At 42.0% G+C, this 1,418-nt stretch carries 1 protein-coding gene; it reads left to right on the top strand.

What is annotated here, in order from left to right:
• The first annotated feature begins 770 nt into the window (after window positions 1–770).
• Window positions 771–1,364: an SDR family NAD(P)-dependent oxidoreductase gene (locus tag QUA25_RS29165; RefSeq protein WP_333043184.1), complete on the top strand. Its 594-nt coding sequence runs from the start codon at window positions 771–773 to the stop codon at window positions 1,362–1,364.
• Window positions 1,365–1,418 lie beyond the last annotated feature (54 nt).

Here is a 1,418-nt window from a genome sequence, read left to right as displayed (position 1 = left end):
TGGTGGCTGCGGGCTTTTTCATTTACTTATTTTACCAGATGCCGACACTTAAGTTTTTTTTGACCTGAATCCTTACAAAAATTAAGTGTTGATATTAGGGAACAGAATTGCTCACGGCTTCAAAACAAAACTGACTTTTAAAGAAACAAGAGAGGTGATTATCTGGTCTTTATCATACAAACTATATCTATCTTCTGTATTTGTGAGCTACTTAATTTTGTGCCGTCGCTAGTTTTTCAACGAGCTGCTAATCTTTGATCGGTTCCTCTGCCAAATTTATATTCTAATTATTGGTGAGGTGGTAATAATAATAATATTATTATTACCACCCTTAAATATTAATATACTCATCTTTTAGAATTGCTAAATTCTCTGGATTTTTCTAAAGGAACTAAGAAAAAAATTAAACAAAAAACACATAAAATCAGCGGGTTTAGCTACTATATCGTTGCATTATTCAGTAATGATGTAATCATTATTTTTAATATAAGGTTTCCCTTTTATTCGTTTTTTAACGCTTTCTGTAGTTTCTCTATTGGCTCTTTCTCTCAGATGATTCTCTGCTGTCATTTTGACACTAATTACATAAAGTTTGTTTTGGATTATCCCGTATTTCAATGCCTAACAGCTTATGTCCTGGGAAAGATGCGATCGCACTCCTACCTCCCTAGCATTGTAAAAGTTGAAAGCCCACAGTTCACAAAGATTGTCTGGTACAGAGATAAGCAAGCCTAGACAAACGAGCGTGAAGCAGTTACAGAGGATTTTAAATGGTTATAAACAGTTCGTTGACCCGGCCCTTGGCTGTAGTGACGGGTGCCTCTAACGGTATCGGCTACGAACTCGCCAAACAGTTCGCTCAAAACGGATTCGATCTCCTAGTCACCGCCACCGGAGCGAGCATCAATGAAGCGGCTCAAGGCTTTGAGGGGCTCGGTGCGAAAGTCAATACAGTGCAGGCAGACCTCGCTACCTACGACGGTGTTGAAACGCTCTACAACCAGATTAAAGCGACTAATCGGCCAGTAGATGCGATCGCAATTAATGCCGGTGTCGGCGTCGGGGGCGATTTTGCCCGCGAGACAGACTTGAAGGACGAACTAAATGTGATTAACCTCAACGTTGTCTCGTCTGTGCATTTGGCTAAACGGGTAGTTAAGGATATGGTCGATCGCGGCCAGGGACGGATTCTATTCACTTCGTCGATTGCCGCCCTAATGCCCGGCCCGTTCGAGGCAGTCTACGCGGCATCTAAAGCATTTATACACTCCTTCTCAGAAGGGCTGCGTAACGAGTTAAAGGACACAGGCGTCACCGTTACCGCGCTGATGCCAGGGCCGACGGATAAGCTGCTACGCAGCTAAACCGGATAAAATAGCATTGCCTTTATTTTTGATTTTTCGATCCCATTTAATAAC

It is taken from the genome of Microcoleus sp. Pol17C6 (assembly GCF_036701145.1).
Taxonomy (GTDB): Bacteria; Cyanobacteriota; Cyanobacteriia; order Cyanobacteriales; family Microcoleaceae; genus Microcoleus.
Note: the sequence above shows the minus strand (reverse complement) of the source record. Positions and strands in the feature narration are given on the sequence as shown.

Bases quoted from the DNA above. Each gene is read 5' to 3' on its own strand.
- QUA25_RS29165 (WP_333043184.1), top strand. From the start codon at position 771: ATGGTTATAAACAGTTCGTTGACCCGGCCCTTGGCTGTAGTGACGGGT.